At 45.6% G+C, this 19,025-nt stretch carries 13 protein-coding genes; 4 read left to right on the forward strand and 9 right to left on the reverse strand.

Annotated elements, in window-relative coordinates:
- Positions 1–154: 154 nt before the first annotated feature.
- Positions 155–1,078, forward strand: a complete 924-nt coding sequence (locus LZZ85_RS19515) for a TIGR01777 family oxidoreductase (protein WP_237875034.1) — start codon at positions 155–157, stop codon at positions 1,076–1,078.
- Positions 1,079–1,213: 135 nt separating this feature from the next.
- Here the strand turns inward: LZZ85_RS19515 and LZZ85_RS19520 are convergent, their stop codons facing one another.
- The 7 genes from LZZ85_RS19520 to metG form a co-directional block, all read right to left on the reverse strand.
- Positions 1,214–2,554 (reverse strand): M16 family metallopeptidase, encoded by a 1,341-nt coding sequence (locus tag LZZ85_RS19520; RefSeq protein WP_237875035.1) that lies wholly within the window; start codon positions 2,552–2,554, stop codon positions 1,214–1,216.
- A gap of 33 nt (positions 2,555–2,587) precedes the next feature.
- Positions 2,588–3,949, reverse strand: a complete 1,362-nt coding sequence (locus tag LZZ85_RS19525) for a M16 family metallopeptidase (RefSeq protein WP_237875036.1) — start codon at positions 3,947–3,949, stop codon at positions 2,588–2,590.
- A gap of 142 nt (positions 3,950–4,091) precedes the next feature.
- Positions 4,092–4,748 (reverse strand): peptidase M10, encoded by a 657-nt coding sequence (locus tag LZZ85_RS19530; RefSeq protein ID WP_237875037.1) that lies wholly within the window; start codon positions 4,746–4,748, stop codon positions 4,092–4,094.
- A 133-nt stretch (positions 4,749–4,881) separates the two neighbouring features.
- Positions 4,882–7,260, reverse strand: a complete 2,379-nt coding sequence (locus tag LZZ85_RS19535) for a 3-hydroxyacyl-CoA dehydrogenase/enoyl-CoA hydratase family protein (RefSeq protein WP_237875038.1) — start codon at positions 7,258–7,260, stop codon at positions 4,882–4,884.
- 112 nt (positions 7,261–7,372) lie between these two features.
- Positions 7,373–11,149, reverse strand: a complete 3,777-nt coding sequence (locus tag LZZ85_RS19540) for a hypothetical protein (protein ID WP_237875039.1) — start codon at positions 11,147–11,149, stop codon at positions 7,373–7,375.
- Between the two features lie 195 nt (positions 11,150–11,344).
- Complete coding sequence (locus tag LZZ85_RS19545; RefSeq protein WP_237875040.1) at positions 11,345–11,788, reverse strand: YbjN domain-containing protein; 444 nt, start codon at positions 11,786–11,788, stop codon at positions 11,345–11,347.
- A 152-nt stretch (positions 11,789–11,940) separates the two neighbouring features.
- Positions 11,941–14,046: a methionine--tRNA ligase gene (metG, locus tag LZZ85_RS19550; protein WP_237875041.1), complete on the reverse strand. Its 2,106-nt coding sequence runs from the start codon at positions 14,044–14,046 to the stop codon at positions 11,941–11,943.
- Between the two features lie 301 nt (positions 14,047–14,347).
- On the opposite strand from metG, the gene LZZ85_RS19555 reads away from it, so the two are divergent.
- The 3 genes from LZZ85_RS19555 (at position 14,348) to LZZ85_RS19565 (ending at position 17,360) form a co-directional block, all read left to right on the forward strand.
- On the forward strand, positions 14,348–15,367 hold the full coding sequence (locus LZZ85_RS19555; protein WP_237875042.1) for a S66 peptidase family protein: 1,020 nt from the start codon (positions 14,348–14,350) through the stop codon (positions 15,365–15,367).
- Complete coding sequence (locus LZZ85_RS19560) at positions 15,364–16,275, forward strand: S66 peptidase family protein (protein ID WP_237875043.1); 912 nt, start codon at positions 15,364–15,366, stop codon at positions 16,273–16,275. Before LZZ85_RS19555 ends, LZZ85_RS19560 begins: the two co-directional genes overlap by 4 nt.
- A gap of 146 nt (positions 16,276–16,421) precedes the next feature.
- Positions 16,422–17,360, forward strand: coding sequence for a hydrogen peroxide-inducible genes activator (locus LZZ85_RS19565; RefSeq protein WP_237875044.1), 939 nt, complete (start codon positions 16,422–16,424; stop codon positions 17,358–17,360).
- 107 nt (positions 17,361–17,467) lie between these two features.
- Here the strand turns inward: LZZ85_RS19565 and LZZ85_RS19570 are convergent, their stop codons facing one another.
- Positions 17,468–18,283, reverse strand: a complete 816-nt coding sequence (locus LZZ85_RS19570) for an alpha/beta hydrolase (RefSeq protein ID WP_237875045.1) — start codon at positions 18,281–18,283, stop codon at positions 17,468–17,470.
- Between the two features lie 7 nt (positions 18,284–18,290).
- Positions 18,291–18,695, reverse strand: coding sequence for a Dabb family protein (locus LZZ85_RS19575; RefSeq protein WP_237875046.1), 405 nt, complete (start codon positions 18,693–18,695; stop codon positions 18,291–18,293).
- Between the last annotated feature and the right edge of the window lie 330 nt (positions 18,696–19,025).

Raw genomic sequence — 19,025 nt, forward strand, 5'->3', positions numbered from 1 at the left:
GAAGAACGGTTTGTACGTGCTGACTAAAATACGCATTTCTCCGGATGTCAACTGATCCCTGTATCTTAGAATTGACCACCGGGATAGGCCTCGTTGTAGCACGGCATTTGTGTTGAAATCATTATCAACTCCATCAAAAACTTAAAGACGGGTTATGGCAACGATTCTTATCACGGGAGGGACCGGGCTGATCGGCAAAGCACTCTCTGCATCATTGGTGAAAAACGGCTACGATGTGATCATTTTAACAAGAGATCCATCGGCTCACAAGCCCGAAGAAAAGATCCGTTACGCTCATTGGAACCTGGATAAACAACAAATTGACCAGGCAGCGCTGGCTGCCGCGGATCACATCGTTCATCTTGCCGGCGCTGGAGTTGCCGATAAAAGATGGACCGAAAGCAGGAAAAAAGAGATTGTCGATAGCCGGGTGAAAAGCGGGCAACTGCTCGTTAAGGTATTGAAGGAAAATAAAAACAATGTGCAATCGGTGATCAGCTCCTCAGCGATCGGATGGTATGGCCCGGATCCTTTAATACCCAACCCCCGCCCATTCATCGAAGAAGATAAACCAGACACTGGCTTTCTTGGCGAAACCTGTTTAAAATGGGAAGAAAGCGTGACACCGTTGAAGCAACTTGGCAAACGACTGGTGATACTTCGCACCGGGATCGTATTGAGCAAGGAAGGAGGTGCGCTCAAAGAATTCAGAAAGCCGGTAAAGTTTGGCGTAGCCGCAATACTCGGCAGCGGAAAACAAATGATCAGCTGGATACATATTGAAGATCTTGTCCGGCTCTACATACGATTTATTGAGCATGCAAGTCTTGAGGGGATCTACAATGCAGTGGCTCCGAAACCTGTATCAAATAGTGAGCTTGTTACAAAGCTCGCTAAAGAGCTTAAAGGGAGCTTTTATGTGCCGATGCATGTACCTGCATTTGTACTCAAGATGGCATTGGGAGAAATGAGTATTGAAGTATTAAAAAGTGCGACAGTGAGCTGCGTAAAAGTTCATCTAACTGATTTCACCTATCAGTATCCGACAATAGACGCCGCATTGCCTTCTTTGAAATAAGCCGGCTTAGAGGCCCCGCTGACCTGAACTCATACAAAAAGCAGAAACGCAGATAATACTCTGATAATTGAGTAATATCTGCGTTTTTGCTGAACAACCGGGTAGATCATCGGTAGACCTACACCTGTTTATAATTTAGAAAGCTTTCTTCTCCGCAGGCATCGCCGGTGTTTCTTTCTGCGTATACATCGTCGCAGTCACTTTTTTAGGATCACCCTGGTATACCCACGTGATATTGTTCATGTACTTATTGAATGCTGCGTTCAGCTGTTGCAAGGTTACTTTGTCAACAGCTTCTTTGATCGTGATAGATCTTTTCCAGTCGCCATGTAAAACTTCGTTTGCCGCCATCGATGAAGCTTGCGCTTCGTTGGTCTCATTACGGTAGTAAATGCCGGTGAGGAAGCCTGTTTTTTCATTTTTTAATTCATCGGCAGTAAAGCCATCTTTTTTGATCTTGTCGATCAGGCCGCGTGCGACAGCAATATATTTGTCGGGCTCCGTGGTCGTAACAGAAAGAGAGGCATACGATGTGTTACCGCCATTGAACCAGGCCTGCGGTGCATAAGACAACCCATGCTTGCTGCGCACTTCAAGGAAGTGCTTGCTTGCAAAGATACTCATCGCAAGTGAAAAGGCGGTATAGTCCGGAGTGCCCGGCAGCGGACCGCTGGCAATACCTCTTACATAGTTTGTTGCATTCGCTCTTTCTTCTGCTTTGAAAGTATTTGCTGCCGGGGTATAGTTTTTCTTCTGACCTGCAAATGCCGCACCAGCAGGAACTTTTGCCAGCAATTCTTTTACTTTGGCTTCGATAGAAGCTTTATCCAGATCGGCAACAACAATGATCACGATACGTGATTTCGTAAAGGTGGATTCCCAGTATTTCTTTGTTTCAGCCTGTGTAAGTGCAGTGATCGTTGCAACTGTTCCTCTTGGCTCTTTTGCATAGCTGGTACCGGCAAAAGCTGTTTGCTTTGCAAGTTTATTGATCGCATTATCCGGGCTCGATTCGGTTGAACGGATATTGTTGATCGCATCCTGCTTTATACGCTCAAACTCTTTTGCATCAAACTTTGGAACAGTTAATGCATCTACATAGAGCGGCCATACCGCGTCGAGATCACTCTTGATGCAATTAAGATTGAAGGAACCATAATCCATGCTTGAGCCACCACTTACATAAGCACTTACTTTATCGAGTTTATCTTTAAAGCTGTTCTTATCGTCTTTCAACGTGCCGCACTCTGTAAGAGCGGTAAGTGCCAGATTTTCTATACCCGCCTTGTCTGCAGGATAGTTTTGTACACCGCCTTTGACCACGGTCTGAATTACCACGATGTCATTGCCGCTTGGCTGTACGATCACTTTTACGCCATTGACCATCATGTCATAAGGCTTAGCCTGCTGTGCTGAAGCTGCAAATGGTGCAACCATCGCCAGCAGGACGTATGTATATTGAAGTATCTTTTTCATCCGAATAATTTTAATTTAAGCTGGAATTGAAAGTTAGTTTTTGAAGAATTCTGCCGGCTTCAGTTGCTTGTTCATGTCTTCATTGATGATCATTCCTGCTACAAATGGTTTGCCGATCATATATTTTTTCAGATAGGTCTGAATGTCTGCACGGGAAATATTGTTCAATGCCTTGATATAATCGGTATAATAGTCAAACGATGCACTGCACCACCAGAATGTAAGAGAACTTGCAAGCGCTGATGGCTTTTCTTTACCCCGGATAAAATTACGGCGAAGAATATCTTTCGCTGTTTGCAGTTGCTCATCGCTGAAGTAATTATCGTCTGCAAAATGAGTTATCTGGCTATTTACTTCAGCACTGAATTCTTTCAGGTTGCCGGGGTTTGGCACTGCAAAAATAGAGATAGGGCCTACATGCGATGCTGTCTGATACGAAATGCCGGCATAGCTGGCGATGCCTTTATCAACAAGCGCCTGTTGCCATTTTGATGAGTTCAATCCCATGATCGTCGAGAATACATCCGCGGCAAGTGTACCGATTGAATCATTTCTGGTATCAGGTCCCTGCCACATGTACATAACGTAAGGAGTTTGCGCAATAGGAGATTCCTTGATCACGTATTCTGTTTTTTCGATCGGTTTGAATTCAGGGATAGGATATTTCTCATGCGGATTGAAACCACTGTTTTTCCAATCGCCAAAGATGGCTTTTGCTTTCGCAAATACATCTTTGGGATTTACGTCACCGGCAATTACAAGGAGGGAATTGTTTGGGTGATAGTATTTATCCTTAATGATCATCATTTTCTCAGGTGTAGCCGTGTTGATCACATCATGATCGCCGATCGGATTTTTTCTGGTGAAAAGATCCCCCCAGACTTTCTTGCCTACACTGTATCCAAGCTGGAATCCGGGATCGCTTTCGGCCCGTTGGAATTCACCATCCACCACCGGTCTTTCCTTTTGCATGTCTTCCGTACGATAGATCGGAAAACGGATCGCAGCGTTCATGAATTTCAAACCCGCGGTAAGGCTGTCCTTGTCAAACGTAAAAAAGTAGTTTACGCGCTCATCACTGGTGGTACCATTCCAGATCATTCCCAGTTCTTCGGTCCGTTTGATGAATTTCTCCTGGTCGGGATAGTCTTTATTAGCTTTAAAGAACATGTGTTCGAAGAGGTGGGAAAGCCCGCTGTATTCAGGGCCTTCTGTATAGGCGCCGTTCTTCACTGCGATCTCGATCGTCGCAAGTGGTACTTTGTGGTTCTCGATCACTACTACTTCCAGTCCATTCTCAAGCTTCTGCCAGTGATAGTTATCAGGCAGTCTTGGCTGGGCGAATGCAGTTACGCTGGTAGCCAGCATAGCTGCCACAAATAATTGCTTATTCATAGAAAAAATTTGAACCTGCTCTTCAGGTTTAGTTATGGGATAATCGGGAAGGTACTGAAGTTGAATACAGCCCACCCTTAGAAAATGATGAAAATATAATAACGGCTTTAATGGATGATACCCGGCTTTTTTACGGGATACTTTATCGCAGCGTAGCATGGTCGGGATGCCAGATACTGGAGAATTCTCCAACCCTGGCCTGGTTGTTTTTCCAGTTGAGGCGGTGCAGCTTTATCAGCCGGATATCATTTTCGGTCACCTCCCGGTTACGCGGGTTCATGGTGCCTCCATTGGTATTATCTCCCGCTCTGGCAGCCGGATTGTATTGGTAAGCGGCATCAACAATAGATCCCCGGGGATACATTATTCCGGGTTTTCCCTGGCCCCGTATATCAAGAAGAGTAGGGTGATCCAGTCCGATCGTATGGCCATATTCATGCGCGGCCGTGGTTGAGCCATCCTGCAGATTGTCTCTTTTGAAATAACCCGTGTTGCAGTTCAATCCATCGACGAAAGAAATATTGCCTATGGCAAACTCTTCAATCCGGAAGTAGTTGTTAAGAGGATCGGTATTTTCAAAAATTTCTTCAGGAATTAGATCCGGGTGGTAAGATGCCGAGATCCGGAAGATGACACGATAGTTCGTGTTCTTTACACGCACCGTAGCGTTGGGTGCATTCCACATGTCTTCGATCTCTTTGCGGATCGAGGCCGTAATCGCCTCATCTGCCGCATTACCATACGTGATGATGTTTGAATGGATGATCAGCTCCGTATGTACCAACTCTGCCTGCCCCATGATCTTGCTTTAACGGGATATGTGACCTTATTGATGCAATTACTGATAAGCGGAAACTTCGAACTCTTCCGATGCTAACCGTCCTTACCCGTTAAATGGTAAGGACGGTTAGAATAATTCTATACTGATCGTATTAATTTCTCACAGGCTTGCCACTCTTTAGTACACTCTGTATTCTCTCCAGCGTTTTCTTCTCACCACATAGAGAAAGGAATGCTTCTCTTTCCAGGTCGAGCAGATATTGTTCTGTAACCAATGTTGGCTCACTCAGATCTCCTCCGCACATCACATAAGCAAGCTTCTTCGCAACAAGCGAGTCATGATCTGTAGCATAGTTGGCACGCCACATTCCGTTGATACCGGCATACAATGCGCCAAGAGCGGAGCGTCCCAGCACTTTTACATCCTTACGCTGAACAGGAGCTGTATAGCCGCTATCGTATATTTCTATCACCGATTTTTTCGCTTCAAAGATCCGTCTTCCCTGGTTTACCACCACTTCATCAAGCCCTTTACGGTATACGCCAATGTTGAATCCTTCAGCAGCAGACGTTGCTACTTTCGCCGTCGCAATCGTCAGGAAGCGATTCTTCAATGTGATCGTTTCGGGCTCGTCTTCATGCATTTCATCGGAAGCGCGCAATACAAATTCTTTCGTTCCGCCACCGCCTGGGATCAGTCCAACGCCAAGCTCAACAAGACCTGTATAAGTTTCCGCAGCCGGACAAACCTTGTCTGCATGAAGGCTCAGCTCGCATGCCCCACCCAATGCCAGGCCATGTGGTGCAACCACAACGGGTATTGCTGAATAACGTGCGCGCATCATCGTGTTCTGGAAAAGACGGATGGCCATATCCAACTCGTCATATTCCTGTTCTATTGCCAGCATAAAGATCATACCCACGTTTGCACCAGCAGAAAAGTTCGGGCCTTCATTCCCGATCACAAGCCCTTTTGCAGACTTCTCTGCTTTTTCGATCGCCGTCTGGATACCGGAAAGCACATCTCCTCCAATGCTTCCCATCTTGGTGGCCCATTGTAAACCGAGCACATCATCGCCAAGATCATACAACTTACAGCTTGCATTCTTCCAAACGATCTTATCCTGGAAGTTGCTCATGATAATGAACGACTCTCCGCCCGGAATAGCCTTGTATGTTTTCGATGCGGGATCGTAACTTAGCTTCCTTCCATTCTCTATTTTAAAGAAAGATTTATTTCCGGCAGCGAGCATCTCCTCCACCCATTTTGCTGGTTGATAGCCCGCATCTTTCATCCCTTTCACTGTCTTCTCAACACCCAGTACATCCCAGCTTTCAAATGCGCCGATCTCCCAGCCAAAGCCCGCCATCATCGCATCATCCACGCGGTAAAGCTCGTCACTGATCTCAGGAATGCGGTGAGAGATATAAGCAAAAAGTCCGTAATGGAAATGGCGGTAGAACTCGCCCGCTTTATCCGGACTGCCAACCAGCATCTTCAACCGTTGCTGAAGATCATCCACTGGTTTCGCAGCTTCCAGTGAAGCAAACTTCGATTTCGCTCTTGGCTTATATTCAAATGTTTTCAGATCCAGCGTGTAGATCTCCTTTTCTCCTTTCTCTCCTTTGCGTTTGGAGAAAAATCCCTGACCTGTTTTATCTCCAAGCCAATTGTTCTCCACCATTTTATTTAACCATGCAGGGATCACAAATGACTCTTTTGCTTCATCATCAGGACAATTATCATGTACGCCTTTTGCCACTTTCACCAATGTGTCTATACCCACAACATCAGCCGTCCGGAATGTAGCGGATTTGGGGCGTCCAATAACCGGCCCGGTCAGTGAATCCACTTCATCGATCGTCAGGCCCAGTTTATCTACCAATCCAAAAATGGCCATGATGCCATAGACCCCGATCCTGTTTGCAATGAATGCAGGTGTGTCCTTACAAAGCACGGTGGTTTTACCCAGGATCAGATCACCATAATGCATCAGGAAATCGATCACATCCTGGTCTGTATGTGGCGTGGGGATGATCTCCAGCAAACGCAGATAACGCGGTGGATTAAAGAAGTGTGTACCACAGAAATGTTTTTTAAAATCATCGCTGCGTCCTTCGGCCATCAGGTGGATCGGTATGCCGGAAGTGTTGGAGGTGACCAATGTTCCCTGCTTACGGAACTGTTCTACTTTATCATAGATCAGTTTCTTAATGTCCAGCCGTTCAACCACCACCTCAATGATCCAGTCGCATGAAGCAATATCCTTCATGTTATCGTCGAAGTTTCCGGTGGTTATTTTCTTTACCACATCTTTATGGTAAACAGGAGAAGGATTGCTTTTGATCGCAGCCGTCAATGCATCATTGACAAGCTTATTTCTTTCAGCAGGCTTTGTGCTTTCTGCCGCTTCTTTCGGAATCATGTCAAGTAATATGACCTGAATGCCTACACCTGCAAAATGGCAGGCGATTCTTGAACCCATTACTCCACTACCCAATACAGCCACTTTCTTGATAATCCTGTTCATATAGCGTAGATTAAAATTAGTTAGCTAAACAACTATTTTATAGTTCGAAGATAAATCTTTTTTTGTTCCGATACCAGCGGTATTTAATTATAATTGGAAGCTGTTCTGGAAGTTATTTTTGCGTGATGCGGCCAGCTTTTGCTTCGCGTCGGAGGTACCGTTTCAGTTGCCGCTTGTTTTTACCGAGCCCCGCGCTGCTGCCGACGCCACTCAATGTGATTTTTACAAGGTAGTTCAGCGCTGATCTGTCCTGGAAACGGACAAAGAAAACAATCCCCTTCCGATCAGTATTTTTATTTTTAAGAACCGTATTCACAATGGAATTGATCACACCTTTAAAGAACGATCTCTTTTCCTGTTGCGGTTTACCGGCAATGCTAACTTTAAGATCATGGTAGACCATCAGCATTTCTCCATAGGCAACGTTGTCATTTCCTTTCACCAGCATCGTCATCGTGTCTAGCATTCCTGATTTAAGGCTGGCGCCAGCCAATGGGCCAACTGCATCATTCAATACACGAAGATCTGCTTTCCCCATTTGGACTTTCATCTCGAATCCCTGTAATTTATCGGTATACGATCCTTTTACCTGTAATGCCGTAAAAAGGGAATCTTCAAGAAATGCCGTTGCGTTGATGGCCATGCTGTCGGTGATGGTTGTTCCATGGTTCCGCACATTGGTAAGAAGCGCATTCAGTCTATTCACATGGATCCAGCCAGCCGCCTGTGTTTTGTCGTTGTACTCTCCGTACCTGATATTGGCGTTATTCAGTTGAACTGAATCAACGTTCAGGCGCACAGGTAATTTTGCAAGGTGCTTTACCGGCAAAGGCTTGATCACGCCCGGCTGAGGAGGCATTCTCTTGTCGCGGAAATCTTCCATCACTACATCATTAATGGTGATGGTGCCAAGATCCACAATGGTATCTTTCAGATAACGCTCAAGATTCACGCGTCCAATGGAAACAGGCCCTGTTTTCAGTTTGGCGTAATCTTTCTGATAAGTATGGCTTCGCATAAACTCCTCCTGCGTCAGCATCGGAATATAGGCGAATGAATCCAGCTCCAACTGGTGCGTTGTCTTATCAAACCGCATATTGTTCCAGGTAAACCTGTTCTGTTTGTTCTGATAACTACCTGTCGTTTCTTTCAATGTGAAAGATGTGTTTCTTTTTACCAGTTCATACATGTTCAATAGTAATGACGAGCTGATATAAAGATTACTAAGCCTGGCAGATTCTATTTCAAGACGTCCACCCAGTTTATCAAGGCTATCGAATGTAAAATGATTAGCGGCCAGGTTGCCGAGTTTTCCTTTCCAGTCCCATGTACCGGCATCATTTCGACGGATATTTACATTTTCCAGCCAAGCATTAACAGCGCCTCTCCCGGTATTGAATGTTTTTCCTTTCGGATTCGTAAAGATCAGCCCATCCAGAACAAAGGCAATTTTCCCGGCATTCATTCCCTGCACTTCATTACTGTCCGTAACAAGCTTTAGCACTTCAATGTAGTTATTCTCTTTGCCCTTCCATTCAAACCTGCTGTTGCCTTTTGGGGAGTGCATGGTTATATTGATCAGCGGATGTTGCATTTTCATTTGTTCAACATGGATCTTCGGCCATGCAGTTAGTGCTGGTTCATCAACGTCTTCTCCGCGGCTGGCAAAATGTGCATGTATTTCCGGCTCGGTAATATCGAGCGATCGGAGATCAAGTCGTCCCTGAATTATACCGCTGATATCCGCAACGGTACTGATCTGAGGAATTTTAACCAGTATCGAATCCATGTTCGAATGAAATCTGTATTGAACATACTGCAATTTCGAAGGGAGGCCATCCGCCAGTTTGAACCGCTCGATGCTTAATACATTATTGTGTTGCCTGGCGGTGAGCTTATTGCCAGTGAGACTCAGCTTTTGCGTTGTCCACCGGTTTCCCTCGCTGGATAGTTGGTCCGCCTCAATTTCCTCAATGAAAAATGAAACATCCTGCTGCCCGGATTGAAGAGCAACTTTTGTATTCTGTCCTTTAATACGATTGATCACAAATGGCAGTGACTCCTTCGAAGAATTTGCCTTCCCCATTTTTACTTTGACATTTGCACTACTCCATTTTACGTCGTTGATGGTAACAAGGCGTTTAGCTTCATCCATCACGACTGAACTAATAAGGATATTATTCGCCTGCAGGTCCAGTTTGTTTTTTTGATTGATTACAATTGACCCGGCATGGACCTCGTTGCTTTTGTTGGACAGGACAGCATTCCTGATATCAATCTTAAGGTCATTCATTGTAAATTGTCCGTCAGTGAACATAAGTGTATTGACGGAAGAGCGAATGCTGCTGATATTTTTGGACTTTACCAGTTGTTTTGCTGATATAAAGCTTGTGACATTTTCGAGTTTTAAATGAGCATTGTTGGCAAAATCAAGATTGACCTGCCCGTCAATAATATTCAGATTATTGAGTTGCAGTAACCGGTTTACTTCCTCAAATGCGCCAAACACATCCGTTGTTTTTCCATTTTTGGGTTTAATGGTGTAATTGATCACAGGTTTATATAGAACAAGCTGCTCCGCTTTTACGTTGCGGCTGAATACAAGATCGTCCCATGATAATCCGTACAATTCAAACTGCGGCATTCCGACACGGTTGTTTGCATTTCCACTTTTATACTCCCGGAATACAAAGTTTGCAAGGCTTACCCGGTTACTGTATAGAAGAATACTGTCAAACTGGATCGACAGCGAGCTATCGCGCAGGAAATTTTCATAGTTGCGGATCGCCATAGCAAACCGCTCTACAGTGACTGGTTTTGGAGATGATCTATGGACGCGTAATCCTTCTACTTCAAAATTGTTATGATCAGATATAAATGAGCTTGGATGCCCCCTTCTTTTTATGTTGATATCAAAAGAGCCATTTTCTACCACAGCATATTTCAGGTGAAGGCTTCCCGCCAGTTGCAATAAGATCTCATCAAGTTTAGGAGCTGCATTCAATGCTTTTTCCTTCAGGTTTATGTTAAGCCGGAACTGTGGATTCACGCAATAAACAGAATCGGCTTTGATCACTTCTGCACGGTAAAGTGTGTCAAAATCGATATTGGTCATTTTCAGTTTATCGAAGAATACGGTAAATGAGCTGCTGTCACTGTCCCCTTTTTTTGCCGTAATGGTGCAGCTGTCGAATTCCGCAAGGCGATTCTGCAGGTTGATGCGGAAGTTCCGGAAGCTAAGGCGATGCCGTCCATCCGGGAAGTGTATATCCTGGCTGGTTGTCTGCAATGCGACGTTATCGCTGAAAAGGATCTTCTGTTGGCTGGAGCCTGCTGCGCTATCGACCCTGAAATTATCTACTCTCAGGTGGATATTGGATACCACTACCGGTTTCGCATCTGGTAATGGATTTACTTTGTTCACAAGTACGAACCGTCCATTTCCGATCACGAAGCGATCTACTTCCAGCACTTTCATGGCGTCCCTGATCGAATTGTACACTTTACCCATTTCCTGCGCCAGTGAAACATGTTCCCGGTTGGCTGACGCAGTACTGTCTGGCACCCTGAGATTTGTTACGGTAATGGTAGGATTGATCAGCTTCAGAGAATCGATCAGAAATTTCTTATCTGCTATAACGGAGTATAAACTTTTCAGGCGAAGTTGCAGCAGGTCCACTTCAATACGGTATCCCTGGGACGCTGACGAATCATTTGTTGTATAGAAAACGGCCCTTCGCAGTTCCAGCTTTTTCTTTAACCAGTTGAACCGGAACTTTTCAACTTCCAGTTCCAGCTTACCGTGGGATTGTTTTTTTACAAGATCTGCAAGAAGGTCTTCGGCATGACTAATAAACCAGAAGTGAAAGCTCACCAAGATCCCCGCCATGACGGCGACAATGATTGCACTGATCTTTAGAAGTTTCCTGGATATGGTAATTGCCGTCAATGGGCGGACATTTTGCAATGAATATAATGAAATTCAGCGCCTTGAGCAAGGCAGAAGCAAGTAAAAAGTCAAAAGTAAAAATTAGAAAAGCTGTAAGCGAGGGAAGTACTCTTTTCAGCATCAGTATTTTAACGTTCAGTTAGCATACCCCAGGATCTCTCTGTTGAAGAAAAGCTGAAGTTTTTCTGCCCATAAGCCAAGATCATTGATAAGATCGAGCATTTCGGCATAGTCCAATCCGACAATATTTCGTTCGGTTACAATGCAAACGATCCCCCGTGATTCATCGGCAGTGATCTTGTAACCCAGATAACTGGCATTTATGGCGAGGGCTGTCTTGTACAATGAGAATTGCTTTGTGATATCAGTGGGAATATTACAAAGAGGTGACATGCATCTGATGTAAACAGACGGTTCCTGCAGCGGATTTTTTTGAGTGGTGAGAAACACCTCGATCGTAGAGCTTCTCTGCGAGAAATACCAGGCTCCCGTACTTTGATTAAAGATACTATCTGCCTCCACGCCAATCTCTGCACAAAGACGGTGTATGTAGGCTTTTACAAGATCTACTGTTGACATGTCGGGGAGGTTGAGTTTGTCAATAACAGATAGCGGAACAGATTATTGCTGCCGGACTGTTATAAAAAGCAAAAATTCAAAAGCAAAAGGCTACTGCTGAAGAGTGCCAGCCGCATGTTTTTACTTTTGAATTTTTACTGTTTATTTTATCCTCAGCTCACCCCTGATCCGTTAGCTGTGGTTTCATCCGGGTTAACAAACTTGAGCTTGCCATTCTCTTCTGCCATCAGGATCATTCCATTGCTTTCGATTCCTCTCATTTTTCGAGGAGCAAGGTTGGCTACCACCACTACCTGTTTGCCGACGATCGCAGATGGTTCGAAGTGCAGCGCGATCCCTGATACGATCGTTCTTTTTTCAAAACCAAGATCGACCTCAAGTTTCAGCAGCTTATCTGCCTTTGGTACTTTTTCTGCGGCGGTGATCGTTCCCACTTTCAGGTCGATCTTTGCGAAGTCATCATATTGGATCTCTGCTTTCGGTGCCGCTTCTTCTTTCGGTTGTTCTTTAACTGGTTCCACTGCTTTTATAAGTCCTGCTTTTAGTTTTTCAATTTGTTCGTTGATCTCTGCGTCTTCCAGCTTACGGAAAAGCAGTTGGGGTTCGCGTAAACTGTAACCCACACTGAGCAACTTCATACTGCCTGCATTTTTCCACTCAAGAACTCTGTCAACTAATTTGAGTTTATGGATGATCGCTTTTGCGATGTTAGGAAGAAATGGATTGATCAGGATTGCAAGGTTGCCTGTTAACTGCAAACAAAGATGCAGGCAGTTGTCAATCTGCTTCTGTACTTCCGGGTTTGTCTCCAATTGTTTTGCAACGATCCACGGTTCTTTTTTCTGCATGTACTGATTACCTTTTTTTGCAAGGTCGATCACTTCTGCGAGAGCATCGCGGAATTTGTATTCTTCCAGCAATTTAGTAATGGTGTCTTTGCAGGTGGTGATATCGGTGATCAGCTGCTTATCGTCATCGTCGATCAGTTCATTATGGAATACGGGAACCTTTCCGCCGCAAAGCTTGTGCATGAGCACAAGTGTCCGGTTTTCGAAGTTGCCGAATTTGTCCATCAATTCACTTTTGTAAGCCGTCTGGAATCCTTTCCAGGTAAACTCACTGTCTTTGGTTTCAGGCGCAATATGTGTGAGATAGAACCGTAGTGCATCAACCATTGCCCCACCGCCATTTTCCTTCTTCACAAAATCGTTGATATAGTCACGCATTTCCAGCTTCCAGTTGCGGCTGGTGCTCATTTTATCTCCTTCAAGGTTCAGGAATTCATTTGCCGGTACATTGTCAGGCAGAATATCGCCGTGCAATTTCAGCATCACCGGGAAGATGATGCAATGGAAGACGATATTGTCTTTACCGATAAAGTGAACCAGTTTGGTGTCTTTATCCTGCCAATAAGGTTTCCAGTCCTTGTTATTATCGATCGCCCACTGCTTGGTGGCGCTAATATAACCGATCGGTGCATCAAACCAAACATACAGTACTTTTCCTTCTGCATCAGCAAGCGGGACTTTCACTCCCCAATCGAGATCGCGCGTTACAGCACGTGGCTGCAGGCCGCCTTCGATCCAGCTTTTACACTGACCCACTACAGTAGGTCTCCAATCTTCTTTATGTTCTTCCAGGATCCACTTCTTCAGAAAATCTTCATGCTGACCAAGAGGCAGGTACCAGTGCGTCGTCTTTTTCTTGATAGGGGCGCTTCCGCTGAGTGTGCTGACCGGGTTGATCAGCTCGTCTGGGCTTAATGATTTTCCGCAGCGCTCGCATTGATCGCCATATGCGTTCTCATTACCGCAGTTTGGGCAGGTGCCTTTGATATAACGATCGGCAAGGAAAGTCTTTGCCTGCTCATCAAAATATTGTTCGCTCTCTTTCTTTTCCAGCTCGCCACGGTCGTTCAGGTTAGTAAAGAATTCCCGGGCAGTTTCGTGATGAAGCGGCGAACTCGTGCGGTGATAGATATCGAAGGAAATGGACAGGTCTTCAAAATCCTGTTTCATTGCTTCATGGTATTTGTCGATGATCGCTTGCGGAGTAGTGCCTTCTTTCATCGCCTGGATGGGAATGGCTGTTCCATGTTCGTCACTACCGCATACAAAAACCACATCCCTTTGCTGAGCGCGCAGGTAGCGAACATAGATGTCTGCAGGTATATAAGCGCCCGCCAGGTGGCCAACATGTTTCAAACCATTGGCATAAGGAAGGGCGGAAGTGATCAGGTATCTTTTCGGATTCGTCATATTACAATTTAATACGGGCTTCAATCCCGTGCATTTAGCCTGCAAAAATACCGAAATCGCCCCGATTCACAAGTATCCGGCATCGGCCATCGGTCATCGGCCATCGATCTGCTACAAGAAGAATCTTTAACTTAACGACATTGGGAGGAACGCGGCGGGCGCAAGGGTACGCAACGGACGCGGCGAAAATCGCTACAGAGACGCTGAGTATTTGCCGCGCTTCCGCGTATCATTGCTCCGCCGCGTTCCTTTTAAGCTAACCAGATATTCAGGTAGTACGGAATCGTCTTAACTTTAAATAATGGATCGAAAACATTTCCTCTCATCTTCCGCCAGTCTTTTCGCCGCATCCGTACTGCCAGCTTCGGCTATGAAACCGGCAGATCAACCTGCATCCGTCATTCCTCCCTACCTGAAAAAAGGAGACCTGATCGGCATAACGTCCCCGGCCGGTTACATCACTCACGCCGAAGTGCTTCCGGCTGTGCGGCTGATGGAAAGCTGGGGTTACCGGATCCGCCTCGGGAAAACAATCGGCCGGCGTGATGCAACGTTTGGCGGCACCGATATGGAAAGACTGTCCGATATGCAGCAAATGTTAAATGACCGCGAAATAAAAGCGATCATGTGCGCCCGAGGTGGCTACGGCTCCGTCAGGATCGTCGATCACCTCAAATGGGAGCAGTTCCGTGCACATCCAAAATGGATGATCGGTTTCAGCGATATTACCGTGCTGCATTCACATATACAACGAAATCTTGGCATCGCATCTATCCACTCAAAAATGTGTAACAGTTTTCCGGACATATGGGAGAAAGCAGACAGCGTCCAGAAAGAAACGATCGGATCTATCCGCAAAGCATTATCCGGGGAAGGGATGGACTATTCAGTTGTACCGAATGCGCATAACAGGGAAGGGACCGCCACTGGCATTCTTACCGGTGGTAATCTGAAAACCCTCGAAACACTGGCAGGCTCAGATTCAGACCTTCGCACTGAGAATAAGATCCTCTTTGTAGAAGATACGGGCGAATATCTTTACAGTATCGATCGCATGTTCTGGAATCTGCAACGTACCGGCAAACTTCGTAATCTTGCGGGCCTGATCATCGGAGGCTTTAAGATCAAACAGGATGATCCGGGTGAGGAGTTTGGAAAAGATCTTCAGCAGATCGTGATGGAGAAAGTAAAGAATTACAGATACCCGGTGTGTTTTGATTTTCCTGTAGGCCATCAGCGTGATAACTTTGCCCTGAAATGCGGGATCCCGCATAAATTAATTGTACAAACAGGTGCATGCACCTTAACTGATAAGATATGATCAAAACGCCTCCTTACCTGCAACCCGGAGACACGATCGGGATCGTTTGCCCCGCTGGTTATATGGCTGCCGAAAAAGCAGCCGAATGTATCCGTGTATTGAAAGAAGAATGGGGTTATAAAGTGAAAACAGGAAAAACGCTTGGCGGCAATTCTGACACCTATTTCTCTGGCACAGATGAAGAACGATTGATCGATTTTCAGACAATGCTTGATGACGATGAGGTAAAAGCCATTCTCTGCGGAAGAGGTGGTTATGGGACCGGTCGTATCATCGATCAGATCAGCTTCCGGAAGTTCAGGAAGAATCCTAAATGGATCATAGGGTTTAGTGACGTGACGGTTCTGCATTCGCATCTTTATTCGAACTATTATATTTCTTCCTTGCATGCACCGATGGCCGGGGCCTTCAACGAAGCAGGATATATCAACCGGTACGTGCAGTCGCTTCATTCCGCATTGCGCGGCGTTTGGGCAAAGTATACCTGCGATGCGCATCCGTTCAATAGAACGGGAGAGGCGATCGGAGAGCTGGTTGGCGGTAATCTTTCACTGATCGCACACATGGTTGGATCTGAATCGGATATTAAAACAAAAGGTCGCATCCTGTTTCTCGAAGACGTAGGAGAGTATGCCTACAATATTGACCGGATGATGTACCAGCTGAAGCGCAGCGGAAAACTTAAAAACCTGGCAGGACTGGTCATTGGTGGATTTACCGATATGAAAGATACGGAACGCCCATTCGGGAAAACGGTTTATGAGCTCATACAGGATATAGTAAAGGAATACAATTACCCGGTTTGTTTTGGATTTCCGGTCAGTCACGGAAAAGAGAACTATGCGCTGAAGATCGGTGCGGGGTATAAGTTGAAGGTGACGAAGAACAAGGCAATACTGGAGGAGTAGAAAGTAATGGTCTGGAATCTATTGGCGTATCAGCAATGCTGGGCTAAGGACCGCACTCTTACCTCCTTTGTACGTCTGCTTTACTACTAATCAGCCAAATAAACAGAATTGATTAATTTCGCGGTTCAATAACCGGAATCTATATCATGACCTTTGTTCAGCTTGAGTATATCATAGCCGTAGATACCTGGCGTCACTTTGCCACTGCCGCGGAACATTGCTTTGTAACCCAGCCAACCTTAAGCATGCAGATCCAGAAACTGGAGGAGGAGCTGGATGTAAAGATCTTCGATCGCAGCAAGCAGCCGGTTGTACCAACAGAAACCGGTGCGGAGATCATCGAACAGGCGCGCGTGATCATGTCTGAACGAAACCTCTTACTGGAAAAACTGCAAAACAAGAAAGGCGTGCTCACCGGTGAATTGAGGATAGGGATCATTCCCACGCTTGCTCCCTACCTGTTGCCGCTCTTCGTTCAACCCTTCACCAAAAAGTTTCCTTCCGTTAAGCTGGTAGTGCATGAGATGATGACGGAACTGATCGTTGCCCGGCTTCGCGAAGGTAAAATTGATGCGGGGATCCTTGTGACCCCACTGCAGGAGGCAGGCATCAAAGAGTTTATACTGTTCTACGAAGAGCTGATGGCGTACGCATCGAAGAAGAACGCGATCTATGATAAAACATATATTCTTCCGCAGGATATTGATCCCAATAAACTTTGGTTGCTGGAAGAAGGCCATTGCTTTCGCTCTCAGATCGTCAATCTCTGTGAGCTGCGTAAGATGAGCAAGGAAGGCAGTTCGTTTGACTATGAAGCGGGAAGCATCGAAACCTTACGCCGTATGGTGGAACTGAATGATGGTATCACCATCATTCCCGAACTGGCCACACTGGACATGCCGCCGAAGCAAACACAACTGATCCGTCCATTCAAAAAGCCTGCACCCATGCGGGAAGTGAGCCTCGTAGTTCACCGCAACTTCGTAAAGAAAGCTTTGATCGATGCGTTAAAAGAGGAGATCCTTCGCACGATACCAGAGAAGATCAGAAAAAATAAGACGGCGAAGGTTGTGCCGATACAGTAGGGCAGGGGGAAGTTTAAGTTTAAAAGTTTAAGGGTTTAATAGTTTAATAGTTGATCCCAGTGTTTTAGTGTGTCATGACTTTTAAACTTCTAAACTTTTCCCATCCCTCACCGAAGCAGTGAGTCGAGCTTTTGCCGGAACAGCTTACTGGCCGGCAGGTCATTGTGTCCTCCATTTTCAATGGTGATAAGTTCTGTTCCTGCCGGAGCGATCTTCATCAGTCTTTTAGCGTGGCGGTAAGGAATGGTATTATCATCTGTTCCGTGGAAGAGTGTTATCGGTTCTTTTACCTTTTCTATGTATTGAAAGGTGGGCAGATGGAAGTTCATCATCCAGGTAACGGGGTACATAAACGCGAATCGGGCAGCCAGCGCATCAATGCTATAATACGGCGTTTCAAGGATCAGCCGTTTGCTTTCCCGTACGGAAGCAAGCTGCGCCGCAATGCCTGTTCCCATCGATTTCCCATAAATAATGATACTGTCGCTGCTTATCCGCGCTTTTGCCATAGTATACATCGTCAGCGCATCACTGTATAACACACGTTCTGTGCGCTCACCGGTTGTTTTGCCAAAGCCCGGATAATCGATCATCCATACTTCCTGGTTGTGATCCGTAAAGAACTTTGCATTATCTGCATACCGTTCGATATTGGCTTTGTTGCCATGAAAGTAAAGTACGATGCCCTTACGCAGAGAGTCAGGCACGGTGAACTGAATGATGCTGAGATTGCGGCCATTGTCAACAGGAAGATACACTTCCGTGAACGGCTGCCTGAATTGGAACTCGTATTCCGCATCCAGTGGTTCGGGATGAAATAAGAATTTCTCCTGGAAGAAATAGAGAGCCAGCCCGCAGGAGATATAAACAGCTATAAAGACCTTCAGCCATTTAGCCCATTTTTTCTTTGCCTGTTGTTCCATAAAAGTCCTATTGAACTAACATATCATAAACCACTACCCTGGCCCAAAGATGACTGTATTTTTCTACAAATGCTTTATGGATAGGATGAACCTGGTAAACATCCTGCTCTTTGGCGGAGTCGAAATACATCAGTTCGGACACATCATAACTGTTATCGACCACGTCTCTCTTTTCAGTAGAGGCCGGTATGCCGATAAGGAGTTTTTTTATTTCTTTGATCCCGGTTAATGTCTTAAGCCCTTCCATGAGCTCTTTTCTGTCTGCTGCATTTCCCGGATTTTTTAACCAGAAGAATACATGATGCACTACCTGCGTGGGTGTTTGTGTCATAGCGGATGAAGTGATAATAGTTGGAGCCGCGGCCAGTACGGCGGCGGATGTTATAAAATCGCGTCTGTTGAGCTTTTTCATAGAAGATGAAGGTAGGATGAAATGGAAAAAGGAAAAATAAAAGTTCGGTCGAAAGGGTGCGTCTTTTTAGTTGAACGGGGTAGCTCCCGCGGATTTTAAGACAGGGTCAAGGCGGAACAGGATGGGCTGACAGTCTTGCGTGAGGCCCCCTCTAAATCTCCTCCGAAGGGGGAGACTTCGCACAGTCATTATGAAAGCGGCATCAAATATATCGGATAACATGTTCGACATATCCGCGTACTTTTTATTATCAGACGGTTCCAGGTCTCCCCTTCGGGCTAATCGTTATCCAAACTTTCGGAGGAGTTGAAGAATTTACTGTCTCATACT

It is taken from the genome of Terrimonas ginsenosidimutans, from assembly GCF_022012415.1.
In the GTDB taxonomy this organism is placed as follows: Bacteria; Bacteroidota; Bacteroidia; order Chitinophagales; family Chitinophagaceae; genus Terrimonas_A; species Terrimonas_A ginsenosidimutans.

Excerpts from the sequence above, each read along its gene's own strand:
- metG (WP_237875041.1), bottom strand. The coding sequence starts at position 14,046 with ATGACGAATCCGAAAAGATACCTGATCACTTCCGCCCTTCCTTATGCC.
- LZZ85_RS19570 (WP_237875045.1), bottom strand. The coding sequence starts at position 18,283 with ATGGAACAACAGGCAAAGAAAAAATGGGCTAAATGGCTGAAGGTCTTT.
- LZZ85_RS19535 (WP_237875038.1), bottom strand. The coding sequence starts at position 7,260 with ATGAACAGGATTATCAAGAAAGTGGCTGTATTGGGTAGTGGAGTAATG.
- LZZ85_RS19520 (WP_237875035.1), bottom strand. The coding sequence starts at position 2,554 with ATGAAAAAGATACTTCAATATACATACGTCCTGCTGGCGATGGTTGCA.
- LZZ85_RS19565 (WP_237875044.1), top strand. The coding sequence starts at position 16,422 with ATGACCTTTGTTCAGCTTGAGTATATCATAGCCGTAGATACCTGGCGT.
- LZZ85_RS19560 (WP_237875043.1), top strand. The coding sequence starts at position 15,364 with ATGATCAAAACGCCTCCTTACCTGCAACCCGGAGACACGATCGGGATC.
- LZZ85_RS19515 (WP_237875034.1), top strand. The coding sequence starts at position 155 with ATGGCAACGATTCTTATCACGGGAGGGACCGGGCTGATCGGCAAAGCA.
- LZZ85_RS19545 (WP_237875040.1), bottom strand. The coding sequence starts at position 11,788 with ATGTCAACAGTAGATCTTGTAAAAGCCTACATACACCGTCTTTGTGCA.
- LZZ85_RS19575 (WP_237875046.1), bottom strand. The coding sequence starts at position 18,695 with ATGAAAAAGCTCAACAGACGCGATTTTATAACATCCGCCGCCGTACTG.
- LZZ85_RS19530 (WP_237875037.1), bottom strand. The coding sequence starts at position 4,748 with ATGGGGCAGGCAGAGTTGGTACATACGGAGCTGATCATCCATTCAAAC.
- LZZ85_RS19525 (WP_237875036.1), bottom strand. The coding sequence starts at position 3,949 with ATGAATAAGCAATTATTTGTGGCAGCTATGCTGGCTACCAGCGTAACT.
- LZZ85_RS19540 (WP_237875039.1), bottom strand. The coding sequence starts at position 11,149 with ATGGCGGGGATCTTGGTGAGCTTTCACTTCTGGTTTATTAGTCATGCC.
- LZZ85_RS19555 (WP_237875042.1), top strand. The coding sequence starts at position 14,348 with ATGGATCGAAAACATTTCCTCTCATCTTCCGCCAGTCTTTTCGCCGCA.